Source organism: Nocardia yamanashiensis NBRC 100130 (assembly GCF_001613325.1).
Classification (GTDB): Bacteria; Actinomycetota; Actinomycetes; order Mycobacteriales; family Mycobacteriaceae; genus Nocardia; species Nocardia yamanashiensis.
In genome coordinates this window covers 82051-101481 of record NZ_BDCD01000007.1, presented here as the reverse complement: position 1 = coordinate 101481, position 19431 = coordinate 82051, and the positions used below count along the sequence as shown (strand labels likewise).

The following is a 19431-nucleotide window of genomic DNA, read 5'->3' as shown; positions in this document are numbered from 1 at the left end:
GGCATTCGGGTGCGCCGGCGCGGAACGCTGGAGGGCGCGCATGTCCGAGCTGGAACCTGAGGTCGAGCAGGCCGAGGATTTCGTGGTGTCGGCGGACGGGACGCGGATCGCGTACCTGAGCATCGGGTCGGGTCCGGCCGTGATCGTGCTGCCGGGCACCTTGACGCGGGCATTCGTGTACGGCCGGTTCGCGCAGGCGCTGGGGGAGCGGTTCACCGTGCACACCATGGAACGTCGAGGGCGCGGGGTCAGTGGGCCGCAAGGGCCGGGCTACAGCGTCGCCGACGATTGCGCGGATCTGCGCGCGCTACAGGACAAAACGGGCGCTACCTTGGTGGTCGGTCACAGCTATGGCGGACTGGTCGCTCTCGAAGCCGCGCGCGGAAATCCGGGGATCACCAAGCTCGCGCTCTACGAACCCGGCATTTCGGTCGAAGGTGACCTGCCTGCGGACTGGATGCCCGCCTATGAGAAATACCTTTCGCAGAACAAGCCTTTCGACGCCTTCATCGAATTCGTGCGTGCGCTCGGTCCGGAACAGATCCGCAAGATCCCGCGCTTCATGTTCCGCCGCATGATGCCCATGTTCATGAAAGCGCCCGAGAAAGACATGGTCATCGGACTGCTCGCCGAAAACCTGCGCGAGCATCGCGAGATCGTCCGCCTGGACGACACCTACCCGAACTACGCCGAAATCACCGCTGCCGTACTGCTGCTCGACGGCGACAAGGACCGGCATCCTCGCACCGATCCCGATCACGCCCTGCTCGCCCAAACCATTCCGCACTGCGAACGCCACACGTTCCCGGGCCTGGACCATTTCGGGATAGACAAGGTCGCACCCGAGCGCGTGGCGGCCACCATCGCCGATTTCTTCTCCCGTTCGTAGTCCGCTCCACCCCACCGGCACTGTCTGAGTCGATACCCTGAGTGCATGACCAGCTCGCCCGAGCACGTCGATGTGCTCATCGTCGGCGCCGGACTGTCCGGGATCGACGCCGCCTACCACCTGCAGCGCGCGTTCCCGTGGCGGACCTACGTCATTCTGGAGATGCGCGAAGCCAGCGGCGGCACCTGGGATCTGTTCCGCTACCCCGGGATTCGCTCCGATTCCGATATGTTCACCCTCGGCTACCGGTTCCGCCCGTGGCTGGGCGACAAGGCCATCGCCGACGGTGATTCGATCCTGCGATACGTGCGCGACACCGCCGCCGACAACGGCATCGACAAGGCTATTCGCTACCGGCACAAGGTGATCCGCGCCGAATGGTCCTCGGCGGACAATCGCTGGACGGTGATCGCCGAACACGACGGCGAAGAGGTCGCCGTCACCGCGAACTTCCTGTTCTCCTGCTCCGGCTACTACCGCTACGACCAGGGCTACACCCCGGATTTCGCGGGCACCGAACGCTTCCGGGGACCGATCGTGCACCCCCAGCACTGGCCGTCCGACCTGGACGTCGCCGGCAAGCGCGTCGTCATCGTCGGTTCCGGCGCCACCGCGGTCACCCTCGGCCCCGCGCTGGCCGCACAGGGAGCTCACATCACCATGCTGCAGCGTTCCCCGTCCTACATCATCTCCATGCCCGCCCGCGACGCCTTCGCCGACCGCGCCCGCCGCTTCCTGCCCGCCCGGCTCGCCTACACCCTGGCCCGCGCCAAGAACGTCGGCCTGAGCACCCTGATGTATCAAGTCTCGCAACGCTATCCGAAGCGCATGCGCTCCTGGATCCACGGCCTGCAAACCCGCTGGCTCCCGCCCGGCTACGACATCGACACCCACTTCAACCCGCGCTACAACCCCTGGGACCAGCGCCTGTGCCTGGTCCCCAACGGCGACCTGTTCCGCGCCATCCGCCAAGGCAAGCTCGACATGGTCACCGACCACATCGACACCTTCACCGAAACCGGCCTGCACCTGACCTCCGGCCGCGACCTGCAAGCCGACATCATCATCACCGCAACGGGCTTGAACCTCATCCCCTTCGGCGGCATAGACCTGATCGTCGACGGCCGCAAAATAGCCCTCCCGGAAGCCATGGCCTACAAGGCGATGATGCTCTCCGACGTCCCCAACTACGCCTTCATCATCGGCTACACCAACGCCTCCTGGACCCTCAAAGCCGACCTGGTCTGCGAATACGTAACCCGCCTCCTCCGCCACATGGACACCCACGGCTACACCAAAGCCACCCCCATCCGCGACCCTTCGGTCCCCACCGCCCCCTTCCTGGACTTCGAACCCGGCTACGTCCTCCGCGCCCTCGCCACCCTCCCCAAACAAGGCAACCGCGCCCCCTGGAAACTCCACATGAACTACCTCCGCGACCTCCCCGCCCTCCGCTACGGCCGCCTCACCGACCCCGCCATGCGCTTCGAACGCACCTGAACCCGCATACGCTGACCGCGCGTCACTCGATGGTGCGCGGTATGACCGGTGTCGGCCGGCGGCCGAGCAGATCCTCCAGGTCGCTGGTCTGCCTTTCGAATTCACCCGACCGCACCAGGCTGTGCAACCAGCCCATCGGACCCGGCGGTGTCTGTTCCCGGTAGGGCAGCCCGAGCGCGGCGGCCAGCTGGGGGAAAGTCCACAACGGACCGGTCAGGTCGTATGCGCGACCCAGGTGGCCGTCCTCGAGAAGTACCGTGGCCGCGGCCTGCGCGAGATCGGTGCGGAAGGCGGTGTTCAGCCCCTTGCCGCCGGTTCCGCTCAGCACCTCCGAAGCCGTGGGCGGCGGCAGCAACGGCTCGCTGTAGAGCGGGTTTCGAAGGATGGTGTACGGAAGCCCGCTTTCGATGATGGCCTGCTCGGTGGCATGGTGCGCCTCGGTCAAGCCTGTCGGGTCGGTGTCGGCGCCGAGGAAGCTGGTGTAGACCACCGACCTCACTCCCGCGTCCTGTGCCGCTTCGAGCGCGGCGAGGTGATGGCGTAGCCGGTGCGCGGGGTCGAGCTCGGGCGAGGAGATCAACAGCAGTCGTTCGGCTCCGGAGAACGCCTCGCGCATACCGGCGGGATCGTCGTAGTCGGCGCGCACCTGCCCGGGGTGACGCGGATACCGGACGGCGGGCCGGACCAGCCCCGGAGGCAGGTGTTCGACCACGAGGCTGCCGAGCGCGCCGGAAGCGGCGGTGACGACGATCATGCGTGTAGTTAATCCGACCGGCCGCATCCCGCTGCCGTCACCCCGCATCGGGGCGTCGATGAGCGCCTGTGCGGCGGCGGCACTGGGTGAATACCCTGAGAAGACCTACTCCGCAATCGATTCGAGCTCGCGGCTGCCCCGTTCCGCAATCGGCCGGGAGGGTGATTCTCTCCCATAGTCTCGGGCGATGTCCGGCGGCGCCGTCGAGGGGATGATTTCCCACTATGCCGAACCGAGGATCCGATTCCACCGTCATTGGCAGCGCCTCCGACGAACGCGCTTGGACGTTCCCGCAACGGGCCGCAAGCAGGTGCGTGCTGACGGTGGGCGGGTTGGTGCTGGCTGTTTTCGTCTATGGCAACTTCGTGCTGCTGAATCCGCTGATCCAACGGCTGAAGGCGGGCATCGCGCAGGTCGGAAGCTTCGTGCTGCGCGGCCGCGGTGTCGGCATGGATCCGACGAACAACGGTGACACGCTGGGGGAATGGTGCGCTCTGGCCGGGTGTGTGATCGCCGGCGCGGCCGCCGCCGCGGTGTGGAGTGTGGCCGGCCGGCACCGCGCCGATTACCGGCGTTCGCTGCGGGCGTTGTTCGAAGTGGCGCGTGTCGGCCTCGCGGTCGAGCTGTTCGCCTACGGGCTGGCGAAAGTGATACCGGTTCAGATGGGGTACATGACTCAGCCGGCGCATCAGCTTTCCCTGACGGGTGATCTGGGGCTGAAGGACACTTTGTGGACGTTCATGGGCGCATCGGACCCGTATTCGATCGCCACCGGACTCGCCGAGCTGACCGCCGGCGCGCTACTGCTGTGGCGGCGAACGGTTCCCGCGGGCAGCCTGCTCGCCGCCATCGCCATGGCACAGGTGTTTCTGCTCAATCTGTGCTACGACGTACCGGTCAAGATCGTGTCGGGAACCCTGCTGGCCACCGCGATCGCCATCGCCGTCCCCTACCTCCCGAACCTGATCAGGGCACTCACCAACACCGCGCCCCTGCCGCCGCGGCCGATATGGCCGGCACCGGGATCCAAACGGCTCCGGACCGGCGCGGCCATCCTCGGATCCGTTGCCGTAGTGGCGAATACGACCATTCTCGCGGTCCTGTTCGGCAGCGCCCTGGTCGACATCCATACGCCGCGCTCGGACCTCGACGGCGTCTGGCAGGCGGTGTCCTTCACCATCGACGGGACGCCCGCGACCAGCTCCGGGCGTGACCCGGAGCCCTGGTCCAACGTGGCCATCACCGACCGCACCGACTACGAGAGCTTCGTCAGCCAGACCCCCAGCGGCGCCACCACCATGTGGGCGCTGCAGAAGCAAGACGGCAAACTGCTGATCCGCCAACGCCTTTCCGACCCGCCCACCGAAATCCGGTACCGGTGGACCGACCCCGCAACCCTGGTCCTGTCCGGCGCCTTCGGTGACCACTTCATCGAAGCACAATTCCAGCGTCGCGCCATGCACCGAGAAGAATCCGGATTCCGCCTCATCCAACCCACCCACGACCCCGAATTACCGAACAAATAGCGGCCCACCCCGGGACACCATCCGTCCATACGCTCGAGGTTCGGCGGGATTCGGGCGCATCCGAACAATAGATGTGGTGGGCGTCCACCGGCTTCCTCGTGAGTTCTACCAACTGTGGGCCTCGTTCACGGTCAGCCAGGGCGGCAGTGCGGTTGGGATGGGGGCGTTGCCGCTGCTTGCCATTGTGGTTGTGGGCGCGTCGGATATGCAGGTGTCGATGATGGCTGCTGTGGCCGGAATCGTCAGTGCTGTTGTCGCATTGCCGATGGGGCCGTTCATCGAGGGGCGTCGGAAGCGGCCGGTCATGGTGTGCGCCGAGCTCGGGGGTTTTGCGGCGCTGGTCAGTGTTGCGGTGGCGGGGTGGTTCAGGGTGCTGACGTATGGGCATTTGTGCGTCGTGGTCGTTGTGCAGGCGGTGTGTGGGATCGTGTTCGCTGCTGCCAGCGGGGCTTATCTGAAAGGTCTTGTCCCAGAAGCGCAGTGGGTTCGGGCCAACAGTCGGTTCGAATCCACGTATTGGACCTGTGGTGTGCTCGGTCCGCCGCTCGGGGGCGCCCTCGTGTCGATTGTCGGGGCGACGTCCGCCGTCATTGTCGATGCGATCAGCTATCTGTTGTCCGCGCTCGGGATACGCACCATCGCCGGCACTGAGCTTCCTCCGGAATACGAACGCGCGCAGCATCACTGGGTGAGGGAGATGCGCAGCGGGTGGTCCTATATCTTCGGTCGACCGGTGTTGGGGCGGTTGTTCTGGAATGCCATGCTCTTCGGCGGTTCGCTGAGTCTCAGCGTTCCGCTGGTGGCGTTGCTCATGCTGCGCGAGCTCGGCTACTCGCCGTGGCAGTACGGACTGGCGTTGGGACTGCCGTGTGTCGGAGGACTGCTCGGGTCCTTCTGTGCGCCAAGGTTTGTCTCGCGGTTCGGGGAGCGTGCGGTGTTGCTGGGTTTCGGCACGTTGCGGACGTGCTGGCTGGGATTGATTCTGCTGGCCGGACCTGATCTGGTCGGGCTGATCGTGATCGTGACAGCGGATGCGCTGCTGTTGTTCTGTGCGGGGGTGTTCAATCCGGTCTTCGCGGCCTGTCGTATGAAGCTCACCGCCGATGACCACATGGCCAGGGTCGGGACCGCGTGGTCGATCAGTGCGAAGTGTTGGCAGCCTGCGTTTATCGCCCTCGGTGGAGTCCTCGCCGGTGCGACTAGCACGCGGGTTGCGCTCGGTGTCGCGGCCGTGGTGCTGCTGGGCAGTGCGGTTCTGTTGCCGTGGCGGCAATTCGGGCGGGATGAGGCCGGGTCAGCGTTCGAAGACCCCTTCGAGGCGGTTGCGTGAGCCCGGGTGGACCAGGCGGGCGACGCTTACCGGGCCCTGTTCGGACCAGGTGCGGCGGCGGATGAGGAGGCAGGGTTCGGTGCGGTCTATGCGTAGTAGGCGGCATTCTTCGGCGCTGCCGAGGACTGCTTCTACTACGTGTTCGCCGCGGGTGAGGGGGGCTACGCGGCTGAGGTAGTCGTTGGGGGTGGTGGTGGCGAAGTCCTGGTCGAGGTAGCCGGGGGCTTGGGTGGGGCTGACGTAGCGGTCTTCGACCTGGATGGGGTCGTCGTCTTCGAAGTGCACGATGACCGAATGAAATGCTTTCGGGCCCAGTGACTCTCGGAGGAAGGTGTGGGTCGGGTCGATGGTTTCGGCGCGCATCAGCACCACCTCGGTGCGATGCCGATGGCCACGCCGGGTGATCTCGTCGGCGATATTGCGCACCTCGAACAGCGGTGACGGCTTCTTCGTGGCGGCCACGAACGTCCCCACCCCGGCCTGTCGCACGATCAAACCGTCCGCGGTCAACTCCCGCAACGCCCGGTTGATCGTCATCCGCGAAAGCCCCAGCGCCGCAACGAACTGATGCTCCGACGGCAGCAGATCGCCCTCCACCCAGCGATCGGCCCGGATCTGCGCCGTCACCAGCTGCTTGACCCGCTCGTAGGCGGGCATGGTGCCGCCGCCCGATTCCGCGAACAGTGCGGCGAGTTCCCGTTCGCCGTCGCCCGTCGTCATGCCCGCACCCGCTCCTCGCCCACCGATCCGCTTCGATCCCGCAGCCTACCGGCCCGGAAACCCCCGGCTTGACAGTTGTATAGACAGGACTATACAACTTGGTGCAGGGTGCGACCCAGCACACAGCACGGGCCCGGCGCGGGAGGCGTCACAGGGGACCGCCGCGGCAACCAGTCGAGATTCGAGGACACCACCATGGACATCAGTTCGCCCGGCCACGAGGCCAGGACCGTGCGCGCGCCCCGCGGCAGCGAGCTCACCACCCTGGGCTGGCAGCAGGAGGGCGCGCTGCGCATGCTCATGAACAATCTCGATCCGGAGGTCGCCGAGCATCCGGATCATCTGGTGGTCTACGGCGGGACCGGGCGGGCGGCGCGCAGCTGGGCGGCGTTCGACGCCATGGTCGCGACGCTGAAGACGTTGAAGAACGACGAGACCATGCTGGTGCAGTCCGGTAAGCCGGTCGGCGTCTTCCGCACGAACGAATGGGCCCCGCGCGTACTGCTGGCCAACTCGAATCTGGTTGGCGACTGGGCGAATTGGGAGGAGTTCCGGCGCCTGGAGGAACTCGGCCTCACCATGTACGGGCAGATGACCGCCGGTTCGTGGATCTACATCGGCACCCAGGGCATTCTGCAGGGCACCTACGAAACCTTCGGCGCGGTGGCCCGCAAGCGCTTCGGCGGCACGCTCGCCGGAACCATCACGCTCACCGCAGGTTTGGGCGGCATGGGCGGCGCGCAGCCGCTCGCGGTCACCATGAACGAGGGCGTGGCCATCTGCGTGGATTGCGATGTCACGCGCATCGACCGCCGCATCGCGCACAAGTACCTGGACGTGAAAGCCGACAATATCGAGCACGCCCTGGAGCTCGCGGTCGAGGCCCGCGACGAGCGCCGCCCGCTGTCCATCGGTGTGGAAGGCAATGCGGCGGAGGTGTTTCCGGCACTGCTGGCCGCCGACGCCCCGATCGACATCGTCACCGACCAGACCTCGGCGCACGACCCCCTGGCGTATCTGCCGATCGGCGTGGACTTCGCGGATATGAAGACCATGTCGGAGAAGGATCCCGTCTGGTTCACCGAACAGGCCCAGGACTCCATGGCCAAGCATGTGGCCGCCATGGTCGGCTTCCAGGACAAGGGCGCGGAAGTCTTCGACTACGGCAACAGCATTCGCGACGAAGCCCGCAAGGGTGGCTTCGACCGCGCTTTCGACTTCCCCGGTTTCGTGCCCGCCTACATCCGCCCGCTCTTCGAGGAGGGCCTGGGCCCGTTCCGCTGGGCCGCGCTGTCCGGCGACCCGGCCGATATCGCCGCCACCGACAAGGCCATTCTCGAACTGTTCCCCGAGAACGAGCACCTGCGCCGCTGGATCACCATGGCGGGGGAGAAGGTCGCCTTCGAGGGCCTGCCCGCGCGCATCTGCTGGCTCGGCTACGGCGAACGCCACCTCGCGGGCCTGAAGTTCAACGAGATGGTCGCCAGCGGCGAACTGTCCGCCCCCGTCGCCATCGGCCGCGACCACCTGGACTCCGGTTCGGTCGCCTCCCCCTACCGCGAAACCGAATCCATGAAGGACGGCTCCGACGCCATCGCCGACTGGCCGCTGCTGAACGCCCTGGTCAACACCGCTTCCGGCGCGTCGTGGGTGTCCATTCACCATGGCGGCGGCGTCGGTATGGGACGGTCGATCCACGCCGGCCAGGTGTGCATCGCCGATGGCACCGAACTGGCGGCCCGCAAGATCGAGGCCGTTCTCACCAATGACCCCGGCATGGGCGTCATCCGGCACGCCGACGCCGGCTACGACCACGCCATCGCGACCGCCGCCGAGCGCGGCGTCCGCATCCCGATGTCCGAGCAGCACTAGATCCACCGCGGTCGCAGTCAGAAAGAAGGCAGAGACCATGACGCAAGACGGTCCCGCCGAGGTCGTTCTCACCCCCGAACGGCACACCATCGACGTCATTCCCGACGCCGAACGCCACGGCAGTCCCCGCAGCCAGTTCACGCTGTGGTTCGGGGCGAACATGCAGATCACCGCCATTGTCGATGGCGCGCTGGCGGTCATCTTCGGCGCCGACGCGCTGTGGGCGATCATCGGCCTGCTGATCGGCAATGTCGCCGGTGGCGCGGTGATGGCGTTGCATTCCGCGCAGGGCCCGAAACTCGGTCTGCCGCAGATGATTTCCAGCCGCGCCCAGTTCGGGGTGCGGGGCGCGGTGGTGCCGCTGCTGCTGGCCATCCTGATGTATCTGGGCTTCGCGGCCACCGGCACGGTGCTGGCGGGGCAGGCGGTGGCCAAGGTGCTGCACATCGACAGCCCGGTGCTGGGCATGGTGATCTTCGGGACGCTGACCGCGATCATCGCGGTGACCGGCTACAACCTGATCCATGTGGTCGGGCGCATCGCCACCGTGGTCGGCATCGTCGGATTCACCTATCTGGCAATCCGATTGGTGTCCGAATACGACGTGGCCGAGCATCTCGGCACCAAGCCGTTCGCGGTCTCGACCTTCCTGCTGGCGATCTCGCTGGGCGCCAGCTGGCAGCTCACCTTCGGCCCGTACGTGGCGGACTACTCCCGGTATCTGCCGCGCTCGACCAGCGACCGCACCACCTTCTGGTCCACCTTCCTGGGCACCGTGATCGGCTCGCAGTGGTCGATGACCTTCGGCGCGCTCATCGCCGCGGTGGCGGGCAAGAGCTTCATGAAGGACCAGGTCGGCTTCATCGGCGATCTGGCCGGGCCGGCGGCGGTGGCCGTGCTCATCTACCTGGTGATCGTGGTCGGCAAGCTGACGGTCAATGTGCTCAATGCCTACGGCGGGTTCATGTCGATCCTGACCACGGTGACGGCTTTCGAAGGGCGCAGCAAGATTTCGAGCCTGGCCCGCACGCTCTACATCGTCGGATTCACCGCCACCGCGACCCTGATCGCGGTCGCCGCCAGCGCCGACTTCCTGGCCAACTTCAAGAACTTCGTGCTGGCGCTGCTCATGGTGTTCACGCCGTGGAGCGCGATCAACCTGATCGACTACTACCTGATCTCCAAGGAGCGCATCGACATTCCCGCGCTGTACGACCCGAAGGGCCGGTACGGGGCATGGAACGTGCCCGCGCTGGCCTGCTACGTGGTGGGCGTGGCGGTGCAGATCCCGTTCCTGGCGACCAAGTTCTACACCGGGCCGCTGACCGACAAGCTCGGCGGCGCGGACATCTCCTGGATCGTGGGCATCGTGGTCACGGCCGCTTTGTACTACCCGCTGGCGCGGCGCACCGCCAATCCGCCCGCAGCCATGATCTATCCGCCGGACGCCGACATGGCGCGAGTCTGAGAGGAATACACCGTGGGCGGCCCCGTCACCCTGGTCACCGATATCGGAACCCTGGTCACCAATGACCCCGAACTGGGGGAGGGGCCGCTCGGCCTGCGCCGGGACGCGGCCATCGCCTTCGCCGACGGGAAGGTGGTGTGGATCGGCGACAACGCGGGCGCGCCCGCCGCGGATCGTGCGATGTCGCTGGGCGGGAGGGCGTTGCTGCCCGGGTTCGTGGAAAGTCATTCGCATCCGGTGTTCGCCGGGGAGCGGGCCGAGGAGTTCGCGGCCCGGATGGAGGGAATTCCGTACTCCGCCGGGGGAATTCGGACCACGATCGCGGCGACCCGCGCGGCTACCGACGATCAGCTGGCCGCCAATGCGCGGCGGCTGGTCGAGGAGGCGCTGCGGTCCGGCAGCACCACCATGGAATGCAAGACCGGCTACGGCCAGACCGCCCATGATGAGCTACGCGGGGTGCGCATCGCGGGCGAGGTCAGCGAGGAGGTCACGCTGCTGGCCGCGCATGTGCCGCCGCCCGAATATGCCGGGCGCGCCGATGATTACGTGTCGATGGTGGTCGAGGACATGATTCCGGCTTGTGCGCCGCACGCCAAATGGATCGATGTGTTCTGTGAACGCGGGGCCTTCGACGAGGATCAGTCCCGCACGGTGCTGAAAGCCGGTATGGCACAGGGGCTCGTCCCGCGCGTGCACGGCAATCAGCTCGGTGAAGGTCCCGGTGTGCGGCTGGCCGTCGAGCTCGGGGCGGCGTCGGTCGACCATGTCACCTACACCAGCGCCGCCGATATCGACGCGCTCGCGAACAGTTCCACCGTGGCGACCTTGCTCCCCGGCGCCGAATTCAGCACCCGCCACCCCTACCCGAATGCCCGTGTGCTGCTGGACGCCGGTGTCATCGTGGCGCTCGGCGCGGACTGCAACCCCGGCACCTCGTACACGACCAGCCTGCCGTTCTGTATCGCGCTGGCCGTTCGCGAAATGCGTATGACGCCCGCCGAAGCGGTGTGGGCGGCGACCGCGGGCGGTGCGGCGGCCTTGCGCCGCACCGACATCGGGCGCTTGAGCATCGGCACCCGTGCCGACGCGTTCGCCCTGGACGCACCGTCCTACATTCACCTCGCCTACCGCCCCGGCGTTCCCCTCATCCGCGAGGTGTGGAAGGACGGCGATCTGGTCGCGGGAGGCAATCGATGAAGACCGTGTTCGCTGTGCCGCGAGTCGCCGCGTGACCGGCGGAGTGCTGAACGCCGAAGCAGTACCCGCACAGCGCAAGCCCACCGAGAATCGTGAGGAGGGACGACATGGCTGATCCCGCAAGCAACCATACGGATCCGATTGTGCGGGTCGATATCCCGCCCGCACCCTGGACCGGCCGCGACGACGGTCCCGGCCCTGAGCACCTGCGCTGGCATCGCGCGATCCACCCCTACCGCCCCGACGCGGCCGAAACCGGTTCGGCACTCATCGGTTTCGCCAGCGACGAGGGCGTCCGCCGCAACCGTGGCCGCCTCGGCGCCGCCGGTGGACCGGCCGCCCTGCGCACCGCGCTGTCCTCCATGGCTCTGGCGCAACCACTTTCGCTGTTCGACGCGGGCGATATCGCGGTCACCGACGGCGACTTGGAAGGCGGTCAGCAACGCCTGGCCGCCGCCGTCACCGCCGTCCTGAACCGCGGCGATCTGCCCATCGTGCTCGGCGGCGGACACGAAGTGGCCTTCGGCACCTACTCAGGCGTCGCCGCCTCGGCCCTGCGCCGCGACCGCCCCCGCCTCGGAATCCTCAATCTCGACGCCCATTTCGACCTGCGCGCCGACTCGATCCCGAGCTCCGGCACACCCTTCCGCCAGATCCTCGAGGCCGAACACGCCGCGGGCACCGACTGCGTCTACCGCGTCCTCGGCATCAGCCAGCCCGCCAACACCGCCGCACTCTTCGACACCGCGCGCCGCTACGACGTCCGATACCTCCTCGACGATCACTGTGGCACTACGGATTCCGACACCGTGGACGTCTTCGTCGATGCCCTCCTCGACCGCGTGGACATCCTCTACCTCACCATCGACCTGGATGTCCTCCCCGCCGCCGTGGCCCCGGGCGTCAGCGCCCCCGCCGCCTACGGCGTCCCCCTCGAAATCATCCAGCGCGTCTGCGACAAGGTCACCGCCAGTGGCAAACTCGCGGCCGTCGACATCGCCGAACTCAACCCCGAATTCGATATCGACAACCGCACGGCCCGCACCGCCGCCCGCCTCATCCACCGTCTGGTGACCCGCCACAGCGCGCCGCGGGTGTAGGAATATCCGTCAATCCGGTAGCAGGCCGAAGTGCATGGCGATATCGCGGCGAGAGCCGTTCACGTGTTTGTGCACCCGGCGCGTGCCCGCCGAGACGACGTCGAAGTAGCCGGGTGAATACCCCAGTTCCGGGCCTTGTTCCTGGTCCAGCAGGCACAGGGGCCCGCCGTTGTCGATGGTCAAGTCGGCGAACCAGTTCCGCACCGAGCCGGACATCTGGAACAGGATGCTCATCCCGGTGGTGGCGGCGGTGAAACCGAATTCCAGCTGGTCCGGCGCGAGCCACGACGCGTCCCGCACCAGAAGGTAGATGACGCCGATCACGCACGGGCTGCTGCCGCCGTCGGTTCGGTGGTAGGTGCGCAGCTCGTCGTCGGGTTCGAATTCCAGCGCCAGCTCGAGGTAGTTCCGGCCGGCGTCCGGGTCCAGCCGGACCGTGGTGCCGGAGCGGAAATTCGTGGTGCAGGGCATGGTGATCCGCTGTCCCGCTATCTCGACCACCGTCCGGTCGGGCCGGTTGCGGGCGGCCATGTTCTCGGCGATCGTGCGCAGTAGCGGAATCGCGCGATCGCGGTGCACGAAAACCTGAAAGGTGTAGTCCAGCCCCATCGGTTCAGTCTGCCTGCTCGGGGATGTCCGGCGGCCGGAGCGAAGCGAGGAAGTCGCGGATGAGCGGGTCCGTCAGGTGCGGATGCGTCCAGGTGACCGCGTGGGTGGCGTTCTCGGCATCGATGGTCTCCAGCCGGGTGGGACCGCCGAGCTGCCCGGCCAGCCGGCGCATCGAGGACTCGCTGTAGACGGCGTCGTGCGAGCCGTGCATCAGCAGTGCCGGGGCGGTGATTTCGTGGATGCGGTCCTCGATGCCCTTTCGCTCCAGCAGGGCGTTGGTGGCGTGTTCCAGTCGTCGCCGGTCGGCGGCATGCGACTTCTGTAGCCAAGGGGCGCGGTGGATTTCGGGGTCGCCGCCGATCATCTGCGCGGCGATCGGCAGCGAAACCTCCTCGAGGGGGCGGCCGCCGAGCACCCACTGTTTGAGGATGATCGATTTGTAGCCGGCGTATTCGGCGGGGTTGTAGGCGTCGGCGCGGGTGCCGATGAGGATCAGGCCGCGGACCCGCTCGGGGGATTGCAGTGCGGCCCACAGCGCGACGATGCCGCCGTGGAAGAGTCCGCCCAGGACCACCTGATCGACGCCGAGCGCGTCCGTCACGGTCCAGGCGTCGGCGGCCAGGCGCGCGTAATCGAATTCGGTTCCCGGATCGCGGGTCTCGCCGTGCCCCCGGGTATCGATGGCGATGACACGGAAATCAGGGCTGAGCGAGTCCAGTTGGGGCTGCCATTGGGTGGCATCGAGGAAATAGCCGTGGATCAAGAGCACTGCGGGCCCGTCGCCGCCGCTGTCGAGGTAGTGGATCTCGGCCCCGTCATCGGTGGCGACGAACGGCATAGATGTTCCCTCCCAGCGGCTTTCGAGCGCATCGCGGAGATCGCAGCGGCCCACCGCCCGACCATATCAGGAACGAGTTCTAGTTCAGGGTGAGGAGCAGATAGCCCTGTGCCGGGCTCGGCTGTAGCGGCAGTTCGCCGTGGAAGAGGGTGTCCACGAACGGGATTCGGCGATGGTAGGCGTACAGGGAACTCTCACAGTTCACGATGGCGGGGGTGTCGAGCAGCAGCGGAATCTCGGCCAGGAAATACCGTGCGGCCAGCTGGCATTGGGTGAGGGTGGGTTCGGTATTGCCGGGGAGGCGGTGCCGCAACACATTCCGCGACGTCTCCAGGCATAGTTCGCGGAAACCGCGGTGGGAGTCGAAGAGTGCGCACACCTGGCCGTGCAGGGCCTGGAATGCCGGGCTGGCTTCGAGGCGATCCCAGCCGATCACCCGCTCATCGACACCGCCCAGACCGGCCGCAGCGAGCCCGTCCCGGATCCGGTTTCGCATCTTCAGGCCGTTCTCGTGCGCGCGTTTGCGGGCCTTTTCCTCGGACATGCCGAGTGCCTGCAAAGTGAACTCACTCGGCGTATCCGGCAGATGGAATTGCAGGCGCCCGGCGAACTCGCCGGCCGCCCACCCGGTCGCCTCGGCAATGCGCTCGCGGCTGAAATAGCTGTTGAACGGGCTTATCCCCAGCAAGAGGTGATCGCGAGCCGCGAAGATCCGGGCGCAATTCGCGGTGAGCGGCTGGGCTGCGACCTCGCACGCCGTCGGCATTGCCCAATGGTCGCACGGCGGGGATAGGGGGCAGCGGACGCGGGTCCGGACCGGGCGGCCGATCGAAGGGTGATGGGTGGGTTGTTAAGGTGGCGGCGTGAATTCTCCGGAGGCATCCAGAAGGTAGCCGCTCGGCCTGACGTGCCGGGCGGCGTTGCGAGCATGATTCCCACGGGTCGCCCAGCGGCCGGTGGCGTGCGGTCATCGCGCAATGCCGGATGATGCCGATTCTTGCGGCCCGGGCCTGATTCGCTCTGTGCCGCAATTCATCTCGGGCGGCCGTTGGTGCGTGCCGTCCTTGCTCACGGGGAGTTCACTCTCATGCCCATTGTGGTGTTCGTGCTGGCTGTCGCGGTATTCGCGCAGGGCACGTCGGAATTCATGGTGTCGGGGCTGCTGGAGCAGATGCCCGGCGATGTCGGGGTGTCGCTCGGCGCGGCCGGACTGCTGACCTCGTTGTACGCGGCCGGTATGGTGCTGGGCGCGCCGGTGATGGCGATGACCGCGGGCCGGCTGCCGATCAGGTATTCGGCGACGGCGTTCCTCGGATTGTTCTGTGCCGCACATGTTGTGGGAGCGCTCGCCGAGGGGTTCGGGCTGTTGCTCGCCACCCGCGTGGTCGCGGCTGTGGCCAATGCCGGGTTCCTGGCCGTCGCGCTGGCCGCATTGCCCGGGTTGGCCGGTCCGGCGCTGCTCGGCCGGGCGACCTCGGTGGTGGTGTCCGGGGTGACGGTGGCCTGCATCGCCGGGGTGCCCGCGGGCACCCTGCTCGGGCAGCTGTGGGGGTGGCGGGCCGCGTTCTGGGCCGTGGCGGTGCTCAGCGCGGCAGTGCTGGTTCCGGTGTGGCTGATGCTCGGCGGTGACGATCGCGACGGGGACGGTGCGGCTCCCTCGATCCGGCACGAATGGTCGGCGGTGTGCCTGCGGCCGGTGCGGATCGCCATCGCGGCAGGCGTTCTCGTCAATGCCGCCACCTTCGCCGGATTCACCTACCTCGGTACCGTCACCACCGACGCGTCCGGAGGCGACCATCGATGGGTGCCGCTCGCACTGGCCTTGTTCGGCATCGGATCGTTCGCCGGCGTCACCCTCACCGGCCGCTTCAGCGACAGCCACCGCAGAGTGATCACCATCGCCGGAACGCTTGTGCTCGTGGGAGTTTGGCTGCTGGCCGCACTCGTCGCGCACTCGCTGACCGGCGTCCTGGTCATGTCGATCCTGTCCGGAGCGGCGGCGTTCGGCGTCGGTTCCACGCTGATCGCGACGATCGTGCAGACCGCCGCCCCCGTCGCCCCGCGCCTCGCCGGGGCCCTGGCTACCACCGCGTTCAATGTCGGCGCGGTACTCGGCCCGCTCACCGCCGGACCGGTCGTCGACGACGCCGGCAGCCCCGTCGCAGCGTTCTGGGGCAGCGCAGCTCTCGCAACGGCCGCGCTGGGGGTGATCCTGGCTAGCCGGACTGCCCTTCCGGACTGAACAGTCCCGGCACCGTGAGGGCGTACTCCACGTCCTCACGCGTGCCGAGCATGGCCAGCACACCCCGGATCATGGTGACCCGTGCGGCCGCCACGGTGGCCGGATCGGGTTCGCCGTGCGGCGCGGCGGCCGAGATCCGGAAGACGGCGAATTCGCAGATCTGTAAAGCGGTTTCGAGGTTCAGATCGACCGGGGCGGGGCGGCCCAGGGCATCGAATTTGGTGCGGATCAGGGCGCGCAGATCCTCGAACGCCTGCTCGCGATAGGCCGAGACCGGGGAGCCGGGGTCGTGCAGTTCGGCGAAGAGCGGGCCGAGCATACGGCCGTGACCGTTGGCCCAATAGAGATAGGCCTCGATCATGTTGATGCCGAGCTGCACCGGCTCCTCGCTGTCGGCCACCGCATTGCCGATGCCGCCGACCAGGTCTTCGTTGGACAGGGCGAGCAGCGCGTGCAGGGGTTCGATGGCATTGGCGAAATAGCGGTAGAAGGTCGGGCGCGCCAGCCCGGCCTTCTCGATGATGCGGGCCACCGACAGGCCGCGCGAGCCGTGCTCGGCGAACACCTCCGAGGTGGCCAGGACGATGCGGGCGCGGACCTGATCGGCCTGCGCCTCGGTCTGCGGGGGTCGGCCGCGCCGGGCCGGGGTGACGGGTGCGCTGGTCATCGGCGGCCGGTGGGTGCCGGGTTGGGAACCCTCACAGGGATCACCGGGAGGGTTGACATGGGGTGCGTCACGCCCATTAATCTAACACTGGTGTTCATGTAACACCGATGTTCAGTAAATGGTTTCCGAACCCTTGAGAGGGCGACCAATGACGACTGCCCCGCAGCTCGCCGCTGCCGATGCGCTGCCTTTCGACCTGGTGCAGCGCCTGCTCGGCCATGCCGTCGCGGGCGGCGCGCCCGCCGTGGAGGTGTTCGCGCCCGCCACCGGAGCCAAGATCGTCGACCTGCCGCAGTCCTCGGTCGCCGATGTCGAGACCGCGTTCGCCACCGCGCGGGCCGCCCAGCGGCAGTGGGCGCAGGTGCCGGTCGCCGAGCGCGCCGCACTGCTGCGCCGCATTCACGATCTGGTGCTGGCCGAGCAGGACACGATCCTCGACATCATCCAGCTCGAGACCGGCAAGTCGCGGGTGCACGCCTTCGACGAGGTATCGGACGTGGCGGTCAATACCCGGTATTACGCGGCCGAGGGCAAACGCATTCTGGCGCACCGTAAACCGCGCGGCGTGATGCCGGTGCTCACCCAGGTGGAGGTGCGCAACCGGCCCAAGGGCGTGGTCGCGGTCATCTCGCCGTGGAATTACCCGCTGGCACTGGGCGCTTCGGACGCGCTGCCCGCCCTGCTCGCCGGTAATGCGGTGATCGGGCGGCCGGACAATCAGACCGCGCTGACGCTGCTGTGGGCCATCGATATCGCCGAGCGCGCGGGCCTGCCCAAGGGGCTGTGGCAGGCGGTGCTGGGGCGCGGTGCGGTGGTCGGCACCGAGGCCATCAAGCGCGCCGACTACGTCGATTACACCGGGTCCAGCGCCACCGGCCGCACCATCGCCCAGCAGGCGGGGGAGCGGCTGATCGGCTACTCCCTGGAACTGGGCGGCAAGAACCCGCTGCTGGTGCTGGCCGACGCCGATGTGTCCGCGGCCGCCAAGATCGCGGTGCGGGCCTGCTTCGCCTCGGCGGGGCAGCTGTGCGAATCGATCGAGCGAATCTACGTGCACGACAAGGTCTATGACCAGTTCGTCGCCGAGTTCGTGCAGCACACCAAGAACCTCGGCCTGGGCAAGACCCTCGACTTCGGTTACGAGATCGGCTCGCTCACCTTCCCGCGCCAGCTCGACACGGTCAGCAAGCACGTCGACGATGCCGTGGCCAAGGGCGCGACGGTGCTCGCGGGCGGCAAGGCGCGCCCGGACCTGGGCCCGTACTTCTACGAGCCCACCATCCTCGAGGGCGTGCGCGAGGGTATGACCGTGTACCGCGAGGAAACCTTCGGACCGGTCGTCTCGGTCTATCGGGTGCGCACCGATGACGAGGCCGTCGAACAGGCCAACGACACCGCCTACGGCCTCAATGCCAGCGTGTGGAGCCGCGACACCGACCACGGCCGCGAGATCGCCGCGCGCGTGAACGCCGGCTCGGTGAACGTGAACGAAGGCTTCATCGCCGCCTGGGGTTCGGTCGCCGCGCCGTCGGGCGGGCTCGGCATTTCCGGCACCGGCCGCCGGCACGGTCCCGAGGGCCTGCTGAAATACATCGACACCCAGACCATCGCGGTGCAGCGGGTACTGCCCATCGCGCCGCTCCCCGGGATGTCCGAGCAGTTGTGGGCCAAGACGATGACGCTCTACCTGGGCGTGATGAAGACGTTGCGGCAGAAGTGATCTGCTGAACACGAGACAGGGGTACTCCAGGGTATGAAGACGGTCGAGGGCAAGAAGGTCCTGGTCACCGGTGCCGCCATGGGACTGGGCAAGTCCTTCGCGCAGCGGGCGGTGCGCGAGCGCGCGAGCGATGTGGTGCTGTGGGACATCAATGAGGAGGCGCTCAAGGAGACCGCGGCCGAGCTGGCGGCGCTCGGCGGCAGCCGGATCCACCACTATGTGGTCGACGTGTCCGATCGCGATGCCATCGCCGAGGCCGGCGCGACCGTGCGCGACGCGGTCGGCGGCATCGACGTGCTGGTCAACAATGCCGGCATCGTGCGTGGCAACGGCTACTTCTGGGAGACCAGCAACAAGGCCGACATCGACAAGACCATGGCCATCAATTCCCTGGCGCCGATGTACATCGCCCTGGAGTTCCTGCCCGGGATGGTGGCCAACAAGGGCGTCGAGGGCCGGGTGCTGAACATCGCCTCCTCGGCCGGCCTGGTCGCCAACCCGCGCATGAGCGTGTACGCGGCCTCGAAGTGGGCGGCGCTGGGCTGGTCGGATTCGGTGCGCCTGGAGCTGGAGCAGTCCGGCAACGAGCACGTCAAGTTCACCACCGTGTGCCCGACCTACATCAATACCGGAATGTTCGACGGCGCCAAGGGATTCTGGTTCACCCCGATCCTGGAGCAGGAAGAGGTCGTCGACACCTCCTGGAACGAGATGAAGAAGGGCTCGCCGCTGGTGGTGCTGCCGTGGACCTCCAAGCTCAACCGGGCCATCTCCGGATTGCTGCCGTTGAAGGTGCGCGACTTCTACCTGAACACGGTCGGCGTCTACCACTCGATGGACGAATTCACCGGTCGCAAATAGGGATTCGCGGTGCGGGCCCGTGCGGAGAACGCTCCGTGCGGGCCCGGCGTGCATTAACGCCTGTTTCGTTGCTCGCGATAGGTATCACGACAACGGAGAAGGGTGTGAGCGATGATCGGACTGTTGATCGTGGTG

The 19431-nt window shown here is 67.3% G+C and carries 17 protein-coding genes; 11 read left to right on the top strand and 6 right to left on the bottom strand.

The genetic code is table 11. The features are described 5' to 3' along the window. The first annotated feature begins 40 nt into the window (after positions 1–40). Together NY1_RS07105 and NY1_RS07100 are read left to right on the top strand one after the other, a co-directional pair. On the top strand, positions 41–889 hold the full coding sequence (locus NY1_RS07105; RefSeq protein ID WP_067709669.1) for an alpha/beta fold hydrolase: 849 nt from the start codon (positions 41–43) through the stop codon (positions 887–889). 45 nt (positions 890–934) lie between these two features. Continuing rightward, positions 935–2389 (top strand): flavin-containing monooxygenase, encoded by a 1455-nt coding sequence (locus NY1_RS07100; protein WP_067709667.1) that lies wholly within the window; start codon positions 935–937, stop codon positions 2387–2389. A gap of 22 nt (positions 2390–2411) precedes the next feature. Here NY1_RS07100 and NY1_RS07095 read toward each other — a convergent pair whose 3' ends face one another. Continuing rightward, on the bottom strand, positions 2412–3143 hold the full coding sequence (locus NY1_RS07095; protein ID WP_067709665.1) for an NAD(P)H-binding protein: 732 nt from the start codon (positions 3141–3143) through the stop codon (positions 2412–2414). Positions 3144–3367: 224 nt separating this feature from the next. On the opposite strand from NY1_RS07095, the gene NY1_RS07090 reads away from it, so the two are divergent. Both NY1_RS07090 and NY1_RS07085 read left to right on the top strand, forming a co-directional pair. Continuing rightward, positions 3368–4669, top strand: coding sequence for a hypothetical protein (locus tag NY1_RS07090; protein ID WP_067709663.1), 1302 nt, complete (start codon positions 3368–3370; stop codon positions 4667–4669). 76 nt (positions 4670–4745) lie between these two features. Beyond that, on the top strand, positions 4746–5999 hold the full coding sequence (locus NY1_RS07085; protein ID WP_233434238.1) for an MFS transporter: 1254 nt from the start codon (positions 4746–4748) through the stop codon (positions 5997–5999). On the opposite strand, the gene hutC is transcribed toward NY1_RS07085, so the two are convergent. Beyond that, positions 5964–6719: a histidine utilization transcriptional repressor HutC gene (gene hutC / locus NY1_RS07080; protein WP_067709659.1), complete on the bottom strand. Its 756-nt coding sequence runs from the start codon at positions 6717–6719 to the stop codon at positions 5964–5966. The genes NY1_RS07085 and hutC overlap by 36 nt on opposite strands. A gap of 195 nt (positions 6720–6914) precedes the next feature. Here hutC and hutU point away from each other — a divergent pair, with 195 nt between their 5' ends. The 4 genes from hutU to hutG all read left to right on the top strand — a co-directional run bounded on the left by hutU (position 6915) and on the right by hutG (position 12359). Continuing rightward, the gene (hutU, locus tag NY1_RS07075) at positions 6915–8591 is read left to right on the top strand and encodes a urocanate hydratase (RefSeq protein ID WP_067709658.1); all 1677 of its coding nucleotides are present in this window, start codon (positions 6915–6917) and stop codon (positions 8589–8591) included. Positions 8592–8628: 37 nt separating this feature from the next. Continuing rightward, complete coding sequence (locus tag NY1_RS07070) at positions 8629–10059, top strand: purine-cytosine permease family protein (RefSeq protein WP_067709656.1); 1431 nt, start codon at positions 8629–8631, stop codon at positions 10057–10059. Positions 10060–10071: 12 nt separating this feature from the next. Next, positions 10072–11259 (top strand): imidazolonepropionase, encoded by a 1188-nt coding sequence (gene hutI / locus NY1_RS07065; protein ID WP_067709654.1) that lies wholly within the window; start codon positions 10072–10074, stop codon positions 11257–11259. 107 nt (positions 11260–11366) lie between these two features. Further along, on the top strand, positions 11367–12359 hold the full coding sequence (hutG, locus tag NY1_RS07060) for a formimidoylglutamase (RefSeq protein WP_067709653.1): 993 nt from the start codon (positions 11367–11369) through the stop codon (positions 12357–12359). Between the two features lie 9 nt (positions 12360–12368). On the opposite strand, the gene NY1_RS07055 is transcribed toward hutG, so the two are convergent. The 3 genes from NY1_RS07055 to NY1_RS07045 form a co-directional block, all read right to left on the bottom strand. Beyond that, positions 12369–12968, bottom strand: a complete 600-nt coding sequence (locus NY1_RS07055) for a hypothetical protein (protein WP_067709651.1) — start codon at positions 12966–12968, stop codon at positions 12369–12371. A gap of 4 nt (positions 12969–12972) precedes the next feature. Further along, positions 12973–13806: an alpha/beta fold hydrolase gene (locus tag NY1_RS07050; RefSeq protein WP_067709649.1), complete on the bottom strand. Its 834-nt coding sequence runs from the start codon at positions 13804–13806 to the stop codon at positions 12973–12975. A 79-nt stretch (positions 13807–13885) separates the two neighbouring features. Beyond that, positions 13886–14572: a tRNA-dependent cyclodipeptide synthase gene (locus NY1_RS07045; RefSeq protein ID WP_067709647.1), complete on the bottom strand. Its 687-nt coding sequence runs from the start codon at positions 14570–14572 to the stop codon at positions 13886–13888. A gap of 321 nt (positions 14573–14893) precedes the next feature. Between NY1_RS07045 and NY1_RS07040 the strand changes: the two genes are divergently transcribed. Then, positions 14894–16048 (top strand): Cmx/CmrA family chloramphenicol efflux MFS transporter, encoded by a 1155-nt coding sequence (locus NY1_RS07040; protein WP_067709645.1) that lies wholly within the window; start codon positions 14894–14896, stop codon positions 16046–16048. Here the strand turns inward: NY1_RS07040 and NY1_RS07035 are convergent. Further along, positions 16023–16715: a TetR/AcrR family transcriptional regulator gene (locus NY1_RS07035; RefSeq protein WP_067709644.1), complete on the bottom strand. Its 693-nt coding sequence runs from the start codon at positions 16713–16715 to the stop codon at positions 16023–16025. The genes NY1_RS07040 and NY1_RS07035 overlap by 26 nt on opposite strands. 148 nt (positions 16716–16863) lie before the next feature. Here NY1_RS07035 and NY1_RS07030 point away from each other — a divergent pair, with 148 nt between their 5' ends. Together NY1_RS07030 and NY1_RS07025 are read left to right on the top strand one after the other, a co-directional pair. Next, on the top strand, positions 16864–18435 hold the full coding sequence (locus NY1_RS07030) for a succinic semialdehyde dehydrogenase (protein WP_067709642.1): 1572 nt from the start codon (positions 16864–16866) through the stop codon (positions 18433–18435). Positions 18436–18468: 33 nt separating this feature from the next. After that, the gene (locus NY1_RS07025; RefSeq protein ID WP_067709640.1) at positions 18469–19296 is read left to right on the top strand and encodes an SDR family NAD(P)-dependent oxidoreductase; all 828 of its coding nucleotides are present in this window, start codon (positions 18469–18471) and stop codon (positions 19294–19296) included. The last annotated feature ends 135 nt before the right edge of the window (positions 19297–19431 follow it).

Excerpts from the sequence above, each read along its gene's own strand:
- hutG (WP_067709653.1), top strand. The coding sequence starts at position 11,367 with ATGGCTGATCCCGCAAGCAACCATACGGATCCGATTGTGCGGGTCGAT.
- NY1_RS07090 (WP_067709663.1), top strand. The coding sequence starts at position 3,368 with ATGCCGAACCGAGGATCCGATTCCACCGTCATTGGCAGCGCCTCCGAC.
- hutC (WP_067709659.1), bottom strand. The coding sequence starts at position 6,719 with ATGACGACGGGCGACGGCGAACGGGAACTCGCCGCACTGTTCGCGGAA.
- NY1_RS07095 (WP_067709665.1), bottom strand. The coding sequence starts at position 3,143 with ATGATCGTCGTCACCGCCGCTTCCGGCGCGCTCGGCAGCCTCGTGGTC.
- NY1_RS07055 (WP_067709651.1), bottom strand. The coding sequence starts at position 12,968 with ATGGGGCTGGACTACACCTTTCAGGTTTTCGTGCACCGCGATCGCGCG.
- NY1_RS07045 (WP_067709647.1), bottom strand. The coding sequence starts at position 14,572 with ATGCCGACGGCGTGCGAGGTCGCAGCCCAGCCGCTCACCGCGAATTGC.
- NY1_RS07105 (WP_067709669.1), top strand. The coding sequence starts at position 41 with ATGTCCGAGCTGGAACCTGAGGTCGAGCAGGCCGAGGATTTCGTGGTG.
- NY1_RS07070 (WP_067709656.1), top strand. The coding sequence starts at position 8,629 with ATGACGCAAGACGGTCCCGCCGAGGTCGTTCTCACCCCCGAACGGCAC.
- hutU (WP_067709658.1), top strand. The coding sequence starts at position 6,915 with ATGGACATCAGTTCGCCCGGCCACGAGGCCAGGACCGTGCGCGCGCCC.
- NY1_RS07035 (WP_067709644.1), bottom strand. The coding sequence starts at position 16,715 with ATGACCAGCGCACCCGTCACCCCGGCCCGGCGCGGCCGACCCCCGCAG.
- NY1_RS07050 (WP_067709649.1), bottom strand. The coding sequence starts at position 13,806 with ATGCCGTTCGTCGCCACCGATGACGGGGCCGAGATCCACTACCTCGAC.
- NY1_RS07100 (WP_067709667.1), top strand. The coding sequence starts at position 935 with ATGACCAGCTCGCCCGAGCACGTCGATGTGCTCATCGTCGGCGCCGGA.
- NY1_RS07025 (WP_067709640.1), top strand. The coding sequence starts at position 18,469 with ATGAAGACGGTCGAGGGCAAGAAGGTCCTGGTCACCGGTGCCGCCATG.
- NY1_RS07030 (WP_067709642.1), top strand. The coding sequence starts at position 16,864 with ATGACGACTGCCCCGCAGCTCGCCGCTGCCGATGCGCTGCCTTTCGAC.
- NY1_RS07040 (WP_067709645.1), top strand. The coding sequence starts at position 14,894 with ATGCCCATTGTGGTGTTCGTGCTGGCTGTCGCGGTATTCGCGCAGGGC.